This is a genomic window from Chryseobacterium sp. DZ-32, assembly GCF_059587025.1.
On sequence record NZ_JCAIOM010000001.1, the window covers coordinates 19,735 to 34,257 of the forward strand.

A 14,523-nucleotide genomic window follows, 5' to 3' on the forward strand; every position below is an offset into this window, starting at 1 on the left:
ATCATAAAACGATATTATTTTTTCAGCAATTAATTTTAAAAGACATTAAAACCCTATATATCAACATAATACAACACTCTCCAAACATTAAAAAAAGAGGATTTATTCTGATATTCTGACAAAATAAAAGAAGATTTTTGCACAGAATTTTAGTGCAAAAAATAGTATGTTAAAAAGAAAAAATAAATTTTTAAAACGTATTATTCAATCTTTTTAACTCCTTTGAACTGTTCTCTAAATTCGGTTGGAGTTGTCTTTTTGATCGACTTAAATACTTTATTAAAGTTGGCGATATTATTAAAGCCAGCCTCAAAAGCAATTTCAAAAACAGTCAGATTCTTTTCCATCAACCAGCGTGCAGCATAGCTGATTCTTATCTCGTTAAGATAATTGATAAAGGTTTTTCCTGTTCTTTTTTTAATAAACCTATTGAACGTCACATTGCTCATATTCACCAATGATGCTGCATTATCCAGTGTAATTTTGTTTTCAAAATTTTTATGGACAAAATCATGAACCACTTTCATTTTATCATTATCTGCGAAAGTTTCAAGTTCAATACTATACGAAGATAAAAGTGTTTTATCCTCTGCCACAGCCAGTTCATTCAGAATCTTCATAATTTCTATGAAAGATTCAAAGCTGTTCATCTTTGAAAGATTGAGAAACGAATCTTTTAGTTTCTCGGCAGTTTCTGTAGAAAAAAGAATTCCCCGGATGGAATCTTTCATAAGATTATTGATGGGTTTCAGGATATTTTTCTCCATCAGTGACTGATTAAAGAAATCCTGATTGAATTGTATGGTAATTTCGTGGGTCTTTCTGTTCTTACATCTGTAATTAGCCCAGCAATGCGGTAAATTTGGACCTACCAACACCAATTCTATATTTCCGATCTCTCCGGTATGATCTCCCACCATTCTTTTGTAGCCCTTCCCCTTATAAACAAAATTGATTTCTATTTCCGGGTGGTAATGATATGGAAAGTCAAATGAGGCCTTAATCCTGTCAAACACGAGAAAACTATCCTCAGGAGATAGTGGAGTTATTTCTCTCAGAATATTTTCTAATTCGCTCATACAGGCAGTTATGAAAAAAGGTTAATACTTTTAGGTTACAATACAAATCTTTGTAAAAATGATAAAATAATATCAATGTAAAAACATATTTTGAATTTATTTTATTTCAATTTTTTAAATCCAACGTAAGAAATCATAGGTTAAGTAATTTAATACAGTTCAAATCATGCTTTTTTTTTATCTTTAAACTAAAGTTAAAGTATGCCGCAACAGCTTATTTTTGAAGATCACTATAAAAGACTCGGACTGGAAGTATTTTCAGAAGAAAATCTGGAGAATTTCAACGGAAGTCGATTCTCTTCAGATATTAAAGTATTTTTTATTCCTTCAGGATATGAACTTACAGTAGATTTTAATCATTATAAAACAAAGAAACCTTCACTTTTCTTCCTCACCAACCAACATTTGAGTATCCAAAAAGGCAAAGATGAATCTATTCTTCTTTTCTACAACCGGGATTTTTACTGTATTCAGATCCATGATAAGGAAGTGGCTTGTGACGGCCTTCTCTTTCATAATGTATTTGAAATTCCTTTTGTAGAACTTGATGATTCAGAAACTTCTCTTATAAAAAGTTTGTTTCAGAATATTCGGGATGAACTTAAAGGGAAGGATTCTTCGGCAGAGGAAATGATCAGAACCTATGTAAAACAGATCATCATTAGGGCTACCCGCAAGTGGAAGAAACAAAATCTGGATAATGATACGCTCAAAATACCAGGCAGTGAGCTTGATATTTTCAGAGATTTCAGCAGACATCTGGAAATTCATTTCAGAGAAAAACATAATGTTGCTGATTATGCAGAGCTTCTTCACATCGCTCCGAAAACTTTAACTCATAAATTTAAAAACTTAAAGCTGGAGTCTCCCAACCAGTTTATTATTAACAGAATTTTATTAGAAGCAAAAAGGTTACTTTTTTATACGGATAAACCTGTCAAAGAAATTGCTTATGATCTGGGTTATGAAGATCCCGCCTATTTCAACCGCCTTTTCACGAATAAAACAGGAAGCACACCGGTAAATTTTAAAAAAAATTACATCACGGGAAAAAAGTACAATAGTTAAGTCATTTTATCTATTGAATACTCCCCGCCATAGATATACCTTTGTAACATCAAAATCAAACAACATTACTAAATACAAAAACAAACATTATGAGACGTAACGCAACAGCCGTTTGGAACGGTACCATTAAAGAAGGAAAAGGACATTTAACAACTCAGAGTACAACTTTAAACCAGACTCAATATTCTTTCAACAGCCGTTTTGCGGATGGTGTAGGTACCAACCCTGAAGAATTGCTGGCAGCAGCCCACGCAGGATGTTTCACCATGAAACTGGATGCAGAATTATCTCAGGCAGGCTATAATCCTGAAGAATTAAAGACGACTTCTGTAATTACCCTTGATCCCAATATTGGTAAGATTACAAAATCTGAATTGACTCTTACTGCTAAAGTTCCGGGAATCTCAGAAGAAGAATTCCAGAAATTTGCTAAGATTGCTGAAGAAGGATGCCCTGTAAGTGCAGCATTCAACTTTGAAATCACATTGAATGCTACGTTGGAAAACTAATTTAAGTAATCATTCAATATCAATAGAAACGGGCTTTTAGTCCGTTTTTTAATTTAAAAAGAATCCATTAGCCTCAGCCAAAACTTAAAAGTCAGAATATTACCTGATTAAACTTTTTAAAATAAAATATACCGAGTGGTATATTTTTGTATATTTGCATCATATTTAAACATTTATAATGTCGAAGGCAGAAAAAACGAAACAGCATATTATCGAGAAAACAGCAAACCTTTTTAATACCAAGGGTTATATTTCCACATCGCTGTCTGACATTACTCAGGCAACCGGACTGACGAAAGGCAGCATCTATGGAAATTTTGAAAACAAGGATGAAGTAGCCATTGAGGTTTATAAATACAATGCGGGATTACTGGGCAAAACACTTAGCCGCTCTTTTGGTAATGAGTATCCAACTTCACTGGATAAACTGCATGCTTTTGTAGATTTTTACCGGAAAAACTGGAAGTTTGTCTTTGCCAACGGCGGCTGTCCGTTAATGAATGCTGCAACCGAAGCTGACGATTCTTTTCCTGCCTTAAAAGCACAGGTGAAAAGGTCTTTTGAACAATGGATGACAAAAATATCAAATGCCATTGCTGAAGGACAAAGTAAAGGGGAAATTAATAAAAAAGTGAATGCTGAGCAATATGCGTCCTTATTCATCATGCTTATTGAAGGCGGAATCCTGCTTTCAAAAACAATGGGTGACCAAAGTTTTCTCAACCACGCTTTAGATAAAGTCAGTCATATGATTGATCATGAACTCAATATTCTTCCATCATAAATAATACCATATGGAAACAAAAAAAGTGGCTATTGTAGGATACAACAGAATTCCTTTTGCCAGAATGAATACCGCTTATTCAGAGCAGGGAAATCAGGATCTTCTGCTTGCTTCTCTGAACGGATTAATAGACCGTTATCACTTAAAAGGAAAACGACTCGGAGAGGTTGCCGGCGGCGCAGTCATTAAACATATTTCCGAAAGCAACCTCATCAGGGAAACGGTGATGAATACAACGCTGGATCCCGCTACTCCTGCCTGTGATCTTCAGCAGGCATGTGATACAGGAATTGAAGCAGCTGTTTATATTGGGAATAAAATTGCCCTGGGTCAGATAGACTGTGGTATTGCATGCGGTGTGGAAGCCATGAGCAATATTCCATTTGAGTCTTCACCAAGGTTAAGAAAAGCCATGCTCAAAGCCAATAAAGAGAAATCAGCGTTTGGAAAAATAAAACAACTGCTAAGCCCGAAGTTGAAAGACTGGATGCCCATTCCTTATAAAGGGCAGGAACCCAAAACAGGTCTTGTGATGGGTGAACATACAGAAATTACTGCCCAATATTACAATATACCAAGAGAAGAACAAGATCAACTGGCATTAAAAAGCCATCAGAACATGGCAAAAGCTTATGATGAGGGATTTTTTGATGATATGATCACTCCAGCTTTTGGGCTGGATAAAGATAATAATCTGAGACGTGACAGCAGTATTGAAAAATTATCGCAGCTGAAACCTGCTTTTGATAAGCAAAACGGAACCTTAACGGCAGGAAATTCAACTCCTTTTACAGATGGTGCTTCTGCAGTTTTGCTGGCCAGCGAAGAATGGGCGATAGCCAATAATCTTCCCGTCTTAGCTTATATCACTTTTTCAGAGCTGGCAGGAATAGAATATGTTGAAAATAAACAGGATTTACTTCTAGCTCCTGTTTTTGCAGCAGAGAGAATGCTTAAAAAAGCAGGTATGAATTTGTCAGACTTTGATTACTACGAAATTCATGAAGCATTTGCAGCACAGGTCCTGGCTACCATAAAAATCTGGGAAAATGATGAGCTGGCCAAAAAGTTCGGATTGGAAAAAGCGCTGGGAACAATAGACAGAAATAAACTGAATGTAAAAGGAGGAAGCCTTGCAGCCGCCCATCCTTTTGCTGCAACCGGAGGAAGAATTATCGCAACACTGGCAAAATTACTTCATGAAAAAGGCAGTGGGAAAGGGTTTATATCCATTTGTGCAGCCCGTGGACAGGGAGTAACGATGATTTTGGAAAAGTAATAAAAGCCTCATCCTATATTCAAAAGAGCAGATTCTTTTATTATGCAGTAAATAATATGATTGATTATTCGTCTGCAGAGAAAGAAAATTGATAATATTGCAGTGCAAAAATTAGCTGATAAAAGAAGTAATTAAAATAAAACATGGGATAAACAGGGTTTATCTTATGAAAGTCTAATCTATTAAAAAATAGTAACTACATATGAAGAGAGTTGTCATTACAGGATTAGGTGCTGTGACACCTTTGGGAAATAATGTTGAAGATTTTTGGCAAAACAGTATTAAAGGAGTCAGCGGAGCAGGACTCATTACCCATTTCGATACGGAAAAATTTAAAGTACATTTTGCCTGTGAGGTAAAAGGCTTTGATCCAAAAGTATATCTGAATCATAACGAAATCAAGAGAAGTGACCTGTTTACACAATATGCCATGTATGCTTCTGCGGAAGCGATTCAGGATTCAGGTCTGGAGCTTGAAAAAATGGATCCCTTCGACACAGGAGTCATCTGGGGAACAGGACAGGGCGGAATGTGGACTTTTGAAAAAGAAGTAATGGATTTCGCTGCTGGAGATGGAACGCCACGTTTCAATCCTTTCTTTGTACCGAAGTTTATCGCCAATATGGCTTCGGGAATGATTTCTATGAAATATGGTCTTCAGGGAATCAATTATACAACAGTTTCTGCCTGTGCTACAGGAAATACGGCATTGATGGATGCCTTCAATTATATCCGTTTGGGAAAAGCCAAAGTAATCATCAGCGGTGGTTCTGAAGCAGCTATCACTCCGGCTTCTATCGGAGGGTTCTCTATTATGAAGGCCATGTCGACAAGAAATGATGATTTTACAACGGCCAGCCGACCTTACGATGCAGACAGAGACGGATTTGTAATGGGTGAAGGTGCAGGAGCCCTGGTGCTTGAAGAATATGAACATGCTGTTGCCAGAGGAGCAAAAATTTATGCAGAATTAGCAGGAGCCGCCATGACTGCAGACGCTTACCACATGACAGCACCTCATCCTGATGGCGTTGGAGCTATAAAAGCAATGCAGCTGGCAGTGAAAGAAGCAGGAGCCAATATGGAAGATATTGATTATATTAACCCTCATGCTACTTCCACTCCATTAGGAGATATGGTTGAATTAACAGCCATCAATAAAGCATTTAAGGGAAGTAAAAACCTTGATATCAGTGCCACAAAATCCATGACCGGCCACTTATTGGGTGCTGCAGGAGCGGTGGAAGCCATTCTTTCAATCAAAGCGATTCAGAATGGAATTATTCCTCCAACGATTAATCTTCACAATATTGATGAAAGTATTCCTAAGGATATCAATATCGTTTTCGGAGAAGCGAAAGAAAAGAATATCAATTTTGCGTTGAGTAATGCTTTTGGATTTGGTGGACATAATGCCACTGTAGTATTTAAGAAATTCAGCTAATCAGATTAAATAATTGAAAATCCCTGTATGAAAACCATGCAGGGATTTTTTTATTTATTTTAAAATTTAAAAAGCAGTCAAAACTGACTGCTTCAAACATAACGAATTATATACCCCTTATAAAGAGATTGACTTGTAACTATTGAGCATCCGGGATAAAAAAATCATCGGCATTTTCAGCAATCGGAATATAGAGTCTCTCCCATTCTTTGCTTTTCACCATATCCCAGCTGTGGCCGGTTCCTTTAAGGTCTTCGGCAAGAAGAACTACTCCCGGTTTAATCATAAAAGTAGAACCATCTGTTACTTTAAATCGTATATTGCCCTTGATGGTAATCACATATTGTCTTCTGGGAGCCGGATGTGCATTTTTTTCCCACTCCTCCGTTTTATTGCTCATCCAGAATGTTGTGGTATTCATATGTTTAAGAGTAGGTATTTTCCCTTTCTCAAAAGTACATGAGCCGTCAGGATTATTAATTAATCTTATGGCAGGAATAAACTCAGTGGAGCTCTCCGCAGTAACGCTCACATGGTTATGTTTTTTATGTTGTGCATTCATAAATCCTACAGTACTTACTACTAAAACAAGGCTTAAGCCCTTAATGATGTTTTTCATTATAAATTTAATTTTTTATTTTTAATTATAAACAGTATCGTAAACCAGCATTCTGTCAAAGAATGGTTTATATTTCTGAACCAAAGCAAGATGTTCAGGAAGCTTTCCATATGCTTCAAGCTCTTCCAGACTATCGAATTCCATAGACGCATTATAAGTAAATGTGCTGTCTAAAACGCTTCTCGGGCTGGAAGCTGCCGGCTTTCCGTAACGGAGATTCTTCTGATAAGGAAGCTTTTTAAGGCCTTCAAAAAAATTTTCAAACTCTTTTACTTCAGGCCCGGAAAGGTCTTTTCTAAGCCAGAACAACAAATAATGGAAGTACACTTTTTTCTTTTTTTTAGGATTAAACATGGGTAAAGCAGAGGCAAACATATTTCCTGAGATCAGCAGCAAAGCAGAAGCCTGGACTGAGCGGAATAAAAATTTTCTTCTTTCCATTGTCATTTATTTTAATTAAAATCTATTCTGTATTTAAGGACAAACTGCCATTTCCGGTCTGAAACTACGGCATTGTTTGAAGGGTCATTGGTATAAACAGGTCTGTTCTGGGCGTCAAAGGTTAAACGGGAAGACATTCCGTTCATCAGCAGAGATATTCCTGCATCATAGATCACAGCATTATCATGAAGCCCTTTCAGATCTGACAGCTGCATTCCTACGGCAGGCTGAAGCTGAAGACTTTTCTTTTCTTTGTCCAGATAAGGCAGGGTTCCTCCCAGTTGTACATAATATGTATTTCCGGTTCCGATAACAGGCATTGCATTTCCTGCTCCATTCAGACTCGCTTGTGTAACATCTACAGAAGTCGCAGGATTATTGGTACCTACATACCGGATATAATTGGGTCCGTAGTCGTTATGCATCGCCATCCCATAAGCGCTTATTGACGTTCCTTTTTCTTTATTCAGTGGTGCATCATAAAATAAATCTACTGCAAAGCTTTTCATATCATCATTCACTGTATTTTTACCGGAATCCAGATGCCATAATGCATTGTGAATATAATCAAACCCCGCTCCCAGACTCAGTACATTCTTCTTCCCTACATAAGTTCCTGCATTAAAGGGAGTGGAAATATTTTCCTTGTCCAAAAAAGCATATCTGAAATATCCTGAGAAGTCTTTTCCGGGGGAGTTTTTACTAAAGGAAGCTACATTCAGTTTCGGATCAGAAGTTGCCATGGTATAAGGATCAGCCAGTACCAGACGATAATCAAATCTTCCGAGCTGTCCTTTAATATAGGCACTCAATTCCCTTACGGTATAATCTGTTGCTCCCGCATTGGAGGTTGCATAAGCTGGCAGGTCGTATAACAGCGTATTCAAAGGTCCTGTAGTAAATCTTGAAAGGCCGCGCCATGTAGAACGTCCTGCCCCAAAAGCAATTTTATCATTAAAAGCGTATTCAGCATAAGCATCCAAAAGGTCAAAATAGTTACTTCCTTTTGCATTGACATTCACGTTGGTAGTTCCACCCTGCAATACAAACATCAGCTTTTCTGTTGGTTTATAAGTCATTTTTACACGAACTCTTCTAAGCGAAAGGTCAGACAGGTCTGATTTTGCTTCGTTATTGACAAGGCTTCCAGGGTTAAGCTGGGTATATCTGGCCCACAATTCTGCATATCCGCTAAAGGAAATATATCTTGAGTGATCTTCATTGAAATAATGAGTCAATCCGGGATTATTAAAATCATTTTTTTTCTGGGCTTCTAATTTCCCCATAAGTCCTAATAAGGAAAACAACGCAATTGCTGTTTTGAAAGAGGTAGTCTTCATATTTTTCTATTCTTATCTTTTGTTGATTTCAACGGGACAAAATTAGATTGCTAAAAGGCCGACAGGTATTAGAAATCTATTAGAAACCTTATAGAAAACTATTAAAAGGGGGAATGTTTTCTGATAAAAGAAAAATATAAAATACCTTTGTACAGTGCTTTGGGAATAAATGAAAGTCAGGCTTTTAAAATCAAAAAAACGCTTGAAAACCAACACCCTTATTCATCGTATTTCTTTATGAAAATTTTAATTGTAGAAGATAATTCACGCGTTTCAAGCCTTTTGAAAAGAGGGCTGGAAAGCCAGCAATATCAGGTTTATATTTCGGAAGATGCAGAAGATGCGATTGTCCTGCTGAATAAAATAACATTTGATCTGGCCATTACGGATATTATGCTCCCGAAAATGAGTGGTATTGATCTGTGCAAACTGATCAAACAGCAATATCCTGACCTCCCCATCATCATGCTTACCGCTCTTGGAACGATTGATGAAAAAATTGAAGGATTTGACGCCGGGGCAGATGACTATATGGTGAAACCTTTTGAGATTAGGGAGCTCTATGTGAGAATCAAAGCCATTCTGCAGAGAAGATCAATTAAAAATAAAGAAGCCTATCTGAACGATCTGGAATATTATGACCTGAAAATTGATAAGAAATTTAACAGGGTTTTCAGAAATGGAGCGGAAATAGAACTTACTCCCAAAGAATTTAAACTCCTGGTATTTCTGGTAAGCAATGCCGAAAGAATTCTTACCCGTGAAGAAATTGCAGAAAATGTATGGGGGAATCATTTCGACACAGGGACCAATTATATTGATGTCTATATTGCATATTTACGGAAAAAGATTGATAAAAATTTTGATCATAAACTGATTCATACCAAACCCGGAGTAGGATTTATTTTTGCTTCACAATTATGAAAATAGCAACCCGAACAGCACTCATTTATTCCATCCTTACGGCAGGCATCCTATTTTTGTTTGCTTACGTTCTTTATTTTGTTTCTGAAAAAAACAGAGAAGATGAATTCAATGACCGGCTGGGATACAAAGTGATCTGGCGTTCAGAATTTATATTTGATGCCAGAATCAGTGATGAAAAAATCCGTGAACTTCACCGGCGTAACCAAAAACTTCTGAATGAAGCAGACATCAGTGTTTATAACAGCAAAAAAGAGCTTACCTTCACAGATGTTCCTCCTCTCAAAAGCAATGAAAAATACCTGAACAAAATTACCCGGTCCCATAAAAACAGAATATTCTGGCAGCGGGGTGATCGTCAGTATATTGCCATTCAGCTCTCCTCCAACGGAGAAAAATATTATATTATTGGAAGTGCGGTAGACGTCACGGGAAAGGCCCATATTTCTGAGTTTAAAAAAGATATCATCATCATCTACATCAGTTCGATTGTTATCATTTTTATTATAGGATTTCTTTTTTCCTATTATACGCTTAAGCCTTTAAAGGATATCATTCTCCAGATCCGTGATATTTCAGAGCACAACCTTAATAAACGGCTGGATATTCCCAAGGCAAAAGATGAGATTTATGAACTCACGGAAACTTTTAATTCTACCTTCAACAGGCTTGAAAAATCCTTCAATAATCATAAGCAATTCGTGACCACTATTTCTCATGAATTCCGGACTCCTCTTTCTACCTTAATTGCAGAACTTGAGCTTGCCAAGGAACTTAACGTTACCTTAGATGACTATAAGCTTTCTATTGACAATGCTCTGCAGGATGCCAATGACGCTTCGGAGTTGTCATCTGCCTTGTTAGATTTTGCCAGAGCCAGCTATGATGTATCACAGATCAGTTTTACCAATCTACGTCTGGATGAGATTTTAGCAGAAGCTAAGCTTGCATTGCTGCAGAAAAATGCCGGCTTCAAAATCGGGATCAATTATATGAGCAATGCCTCAGATGATGATGAAAACAATTATGATTTTTATGGTAATCCTTACCTGCTGCAGGTTGCTTTTTCGAACTTAATAGAGAATGCCTGTAAATATTCGGCAGATAAAAGCTGTCATATTGAGATAGAAACCCAACAGGAACATATTAAAATCCATTTTATTGATCATGGGATCGGTATTTCAGAAAAGGATCTTTCAAAAATTTTTGATCTTTTTTACCGCGGTTCCAATAAGAGCTTCGAAAAAGGAAACGGAATCGGTCTTTCCATTGTAAAAAGAATTGTAGAAATACATGAAGGAAAATTGACTATCAATTCTGAAGTATCCAAAGGAAGTGTATTTACTGTAGAATTTCCCTCCAAAAATTAAAAAGCAGTCAAAAATGACTGCTTTTTTAATCTTACGCTTTCAACCATTCTGAGGAAGAAAGATAATTCTGATCAGGATAATAGATGAACAGACAGTTTTTGCCTTTAATCGTATTGATTATAGATTGTGTCAGTTCTCTTGGGACGGCAGGGCATCCCCAGCTTCTTCCGATTCTTTTGTGCATCGCAGCAAATGCATCACTTACATAATCCGCACCATGCATTACAATTGCTCTTCTGTATGCAGCATCATTAAAGCCCTTATCCATTCCCAATAATTTCAGAGAGTATCCGTTATCACCCTGATAGGTTGCATCCGTGATATAAAATCCCAGGCTGCTCTGCAGCGAACTTTCCCTGTTAGAAAAATTCGTCGCAAATTCTTCACCGGTATTTTTTCCGTGTGCTACTAGAGAGTTGAACAGAACTTTTTTGTCTTCAAGGTCAATGATCCAAAGTCTTTTTGTGTTAGAAGACATAGAAAAATCGCAGATAGTTAATAAATGCGAGTCCTGGGTAAGCAATCCTGCTTTTTTTAAATTTTCATAGCCAGTCAATGCTTTTGAGAACACATCATAATTCAGTTCATGCCCCGGCTCAAATGCAATAGATTGGTACAGTGCTTCTGATGAAGACACTGCTGCAGTGTTCTTCTCAGATTTCGTTTCAGCTACTTTTTCAGTTTTCGTTGTTTTCACATTCTCACTTTTCGCCACCACTTTTGGGGAAATGTAGAATGAAGTCGTCACCATGTAAACAAGGCCTAATACGCTATAAAATCCTTTCATTCAATACTATATAAATCCAAATTAGTGGGGCAAAATTATAAAAACATAATTACCAAGGGGTTATAACTCTACAAAGTTTAACGCTATTTAAGAAACTTTAACGTCCTGATTTTGTGAATTAAAGTGGTTATTTTTGAGAATCCGGAACAAATTCCAGACTTATAGAATTCATACAATATCTTAATCCTGTAGGCTTCGGACCGTCATCAAAAACATGTCCCAGATGGGAATCACATCTTTTACAAAGTACCTCTACTCTATCCATACCGTACGACTGATCTCTTACATAATAGACTCCTTCTTTATCAGCTTCAAAGAAACTCGGCCAGCCGCAGCTGCTGGAAAATTTTGATGTAGAACGGAACAGATGATTTCCACATACCGCACAATAATATTCTCCTACCTCATCAAATTCGTTATATTTTCCTGTAAAAGCTCTTTCTGTTGCCGCTTCTCTGGCTATTGCGTATAGATCCGGAGCAAGGATTTTTTTCCATTCTTCATTGGAAACATTGAGTTTTGAAGTATCTGTTCTGGAGTAATATGGATTGCTTTTTGCTTGTGTATTTTCCATAGGAGTTTTTTTAATAGGTTCATATTTCTGCGTACATGCCTGCAGAATAATTAATAGGGTTATTGAAATTAAAAATTTCATCGTAAATTTTAATTCTTTAACCACGAATGGTTTCATAACCAAATTTAGTAAATTTGAGAATATGAATGACGAAGCAAAAAGAAAACAACTTAGAAAATATAAAGCATTTGCCACCGGATTATTTGTCCTGATGGCTGTTATTTTCATTGTTACCACTATTTTACAGAAGTCTGATAACTCTCACTGGATTGGCTATGTCCAGGCCTTTGCTGAAGCCGCTATGGTGGGTGCGCTTGCGGACTGGTTTGCGGTAACGGCCTTATTCCGGCATCCTCTCGGGCTTCCTATTCCCCATACCAACCTGATTGAAAACAGTAAGCAGAGACTGGGAGACAACCTTGGAAATTTCGTGGTGGGAAACTTCCTTTCACCTCAGAATATCCGCCCTTACATCCAAAAGCTTAAAGTATCCAATTTTGTTGGAGAATGGCTGGCCAAGGAAAAAAGCCAGGACATTTTGATTAAAAACCTTTCGGATATTGTTCTTGATATTCTCAATAAACTGGATGATTCTACGGTAAGCCAGTTTATCAGCAAAAAGGTTTCTGAAATGACAGATGATGTCAAGCTTAATAAAGTAGTAGGAAACGGAATCGGTTATATACTGGAAAAAAATGATCACCAGAGAATCATCACCAATCTTTCAAAACAGATCAAAGAATACATCATTGAAAACGATGAAATGATCCAGGAGAGAGTAAAAAAAGGCAGTTATTCGTTCATTCCATCTTTTGTAGATAACAAAATTGCTGATAAAATTGCCGACGGACTTTCTGATTTTTTCAAAGAAATAGAAGAAGATCCTCAGCATGAAGTAAGAGCATTGATCACTCAGAAGATTCATGAATTTTCCGTTGATCTGAAAGAAGATCCGAAATGGGATGAAGAATTTAAAACGATTAAAAACGGTCTTCTCAAAAATGATAAACTGGATGAATATTCCAATGATATCTGGGTTTCCATTAAAAAAACGTTGATGAAAGAACTTCACGAGGAGGATTCTGCTTTGAAAAAGTACCTTTCAAAAAACCTGAACGAGTTTGCCCAGAATTTAAAAACAGATGAAAACCTTCAGAATAAAATTGACCATTGGGTTCGCGTAACGGCTTATAAGTACATCCTGAAAAACACTCATCAATTCGGAAACCTCATCAGTACTACCGTTGGGAACTGGCAGGGAAAAGAGCTCAGTGAAAAACTGGAACTGGAAGTAGGAAAAGACCTGCAGTTTATCCGGGTTAACGGAACGCTGGTAGGAGGTCTGGTCGGTCTGATTATCTACACCATCGCACACTTCTTCATTTAAAAAACTCAAATCCACGATCACTCAGCCATGAAAAAAATTTTCAGTGTCTTCTTTTTTTGTTTCCTCACATTTGCTCTGTGTCAAAAAGTTGAATTAAAGAAAGTAACGGATTCTTCCCAGACCTTTACGGGAGAAATCGGAGGAATTCCGATTACCATAGAACTCAACTACACAGGTGTTGTAGACTGTGATCAGTATCAGCATTATGTGGATGGATGGTATTATTATAACAAATACAGAAAGAAAATCCCGCTTACCGGAATATATGATTACTATGGAAAACTGTATTTGTATAATTTTGGAGCAAAACAAAAACAGAATTCAAAGCTTTTGAAAGAGCAGATCACTTCTCTTCAGAAAGTGGAAAAGACGGATGAAATAGCCCAGAAATTAGCACCAAAGGAATCTATTGTATTTGAAAATAGCAGCCAGAATACCAACCCTGTTCCCGGATATTTTTATCTGGACAAAAAATCCCAGCCTGCAAAATTATTTACAGGCAATACGATGATCTACCGTCTCAACAATTATCTGTACTTACCCAATAATAAGAAAATCAACACCTATGATTTTATCAATAAAGCAGGTGGAAACGAGCTAATCTCCTATTCTTCAGGAGAAAATGGGAACAGGATTTTACTGTATTTTGAGGAAATATCAAATTTTAATGCCTGCGGGCAATGCGGTGCAAGCAATGGAGAGAAAGGCTACCGGGTTCTTTACTTCACAAAAGACTGGAATTATAAAAACTATGAAGAATTCCTGACTGAAAGCTGCCGCGAAAATATATATGACGTTACCAAAACGAAATCCAAAGACAAACAAACAATTATCTATAAAATCGGTAAATCCGAAAGCACTCCGCCCCATACGCTTACAGTAAATATTAAAAACGCATCCGTTGTAAAGTCAAAATAA

Annotated in this window: 15 protein-coding genes; 9 read left to right on the plus strand and 6 right to left on the minus strand. The window is 36.9% G+C overall.

The window, feature by feature from the left end:
• Positions 1-200 precede the first annotated feature (200 nt).
• Positions 201-1,079 (minus strand): AraC family transcriptional regulator, encoded by an 879-nt coding sequence (locus tag AC59HC_RS00060; protein ID WP_202841803.1) that lies wholly within the window; start codon positions 1,077-1,079, stop codon positions 201-203.
• Positions 1,080-1,280: 201 nt separating this feature from the next.
• Between AC59HC_RS00060 and AC59HC_RS00065 the strand changes: the two genes are divergently transcribed.
• The 5 genes from AC59HC_RS00065 to fabF all read left to right on the plus strand — a co-directional run bounded on the left by AC59HC_RS00065 (position 1,281) and on the right by fabF (position 6,163).
• Positions 1,281-2,147 carry a helix-turn-helix domain-containing protein gene (locus AC59HC_RS00065; protein ID WP_482399070.1) on the plus strand — a complete coding sequence of 289 codons (867 nt, stop codon included), beginning with the start codon at positions 1,281-1,283 and terminating at the stop codon, positions 2,145-2,147.
• 89 nt (positions 2,148-2,236) lie between these two features.
• Entirely contained in the window at positions 2,237-2,656 is a 420-nt protein-coding gene (locus tag AC59HC_RS00070; protein WP_002982623.1) for an OsmC family protein, read from the plus strand.
• Positions 2,657-2,834: 178 nt separating this feature from the next.
• Positions 2,835-3,440 (plus strand): TetR/AcrR family transcriptional regulator, encoded by a 606-nt coding sequence (locus AC59HC_RS00075; RefSeq protein WP_120232470.1) that lies wholly within the window; start codon positions 2,835-2,837, stop codon positions 3,438-3,440.
• 10 nt (positions 3,441-3,450) lie between these two features.
• On the plus strand, positions 3,451-4,719 hold the full coding sequence (locus AC59HC_RS00080; RefSeq protein WP_110008355.1) for an acetyl-CoA C-acetyltransferase: 1,269 nt from the start codon (positions 3,451-3,453) through the stop codon (positions 4,717-4,719).
• Between the two features lie 202 nt (positions 4,720-4,921).
• Entirely contained in the window at positions 4,922-6,163 is a 1,242-nt protein-coding gene (fabF, locus tag AC59HC_RS00085) for a beta-ketoacyl-ACP synthase II (RefSeq protein WP_110008354.1), read from the plus strand.
• Positions 6,164-6,302: 139 nt separating this feature from the next.
• Here fabF and AC59HC_RS00090 read toward each other — a convergent pair whose 3' ends face one another.
• From AC59HC_RS00090 to AC59HC_RS00100, 3 genes are read right to left on the minus strand one after another with little or no spacing between them, the layout of a single operon-like run.
• Complete coding sequence (locus AC59HC_RS00090; RefSeq protein ID WP_343640761.1) at positions 6,303-6,782, minus strand: cupin domain-containing protein; 480 nt, start codon at positions 6,780-6,782, stop codon at positions 6,303-6,305.
• Positions 6,783-6,803: 21 nt separating this feature from the next.
• Complete coding sequence (locus AC59HC_RS00095; protein WP_181397926.1) at positions 6,804-7,223, minus strand: Dabb family protein; 420 nt, start codon at positions 7,221-7,223, stop codon at positions 6,804-6,806.
• An 11-nt stretch (positions 7,224-7,234) separates the two neighbouring features.
• Positions 7,235-8,563, minus strand: a complete 1,329-nt coding sequence (locus AC59HC_RS00100; RefSeq protein WP_202841807.1) for a porin — start codon at positions 8,561-8,563, stop codon at positions 7,235-7,237.
• A gap of 237 nt (positions 8,564-8,800) precedes the next feature.
• Here AC59HC_RS00100 and AC59HC_RS00105 point away from each other — a divergent pair, with 237 nt between their 5' ends.
• Both AC59HC_RS00105 and AC59HC_RS00110 read left to right on the plus strand, forming a co-directional pair.
• Positions 8,801-9,487 carry a response regulator transcription factor gene (locus AC59HC_RS00105; RefSeq protein ID WP_202841808.1) on the plus strand — a complete coding sequence of 229 codons (687 nt, stop codon included), beginning with the start codon at positions 8,801-8,803 and terminating at the stop codon, positions 9,485-9,487.
• Entirely contained in the window at positions 9,484-10,857 is a 1,374-nt protein-coding gene (locus AC59HC_RS00110; protein ID WP_496557772.1) for a HAMP domain-containing sensor histidine kinase, read from the plus strand. The genes AC59HC_RS00105 and AC59HC_RS00110 overlap by 4 nt, the downstream gene beginning before the upstream one ends.
• 31 nt (positions 10,858-10,888) lie before the next feature.
• On the opposite strand, the gene AC59HC_RS00115 is transcribed toward AC59HC_RS00110, so the two are convergent.
• Both AC59HC_RS00115 and msrB read right to left on the minus strand, forming a co-directional pair.
• A complete protein-coding gene (locus tag AC59HC_RS00115) occupies positions 10,889-11,644 on the minus strand; it encodes a murein L,D-transpeptidase catalytic domain family protein (protein ID WP_411414179.1) in 756 nt (251 codons plus the stop codon).
• Positions 11,645-11,771: 127 nt separating this feature from the next.
• Positions 11,772-12,218, minus strand: a complete 447-nt coding sequence (gene msrB / locus AC59HC_RS00120; protein ID WP_238349664.1) for a peptide-methionine (R)-S-oxide reductase MsrB — start codon at positions 12,216-12,218, stop codon at positions 11,772-11,774.
• A gap of 142 nt (positions 12,219-12,360) precedes the next feature.
• Between msrB and AC59HC_RS00125 the strand changes: the two genes are divergently transcribed.
• Entirely contained in the window at positions 12,361-13,605 is a 1,245-nt protein-coding gene (locus tag AC59HC_RS00125; RefSeq protein WP_496557773.1) for a DUF445 domain-containing protein, read from the plus strand.
• A gap of 27 nt (positions 13,606-13,632) precedes the next feature.
• Complete coding sequence (locus AC59HC_RS00130; protein WP_202841813.1) at positions 13,633-14,523, plus strand: hypothetical protein; 891 nt, start codon at positions 13,633-13,635, stop codon at positions 14,521-14,523.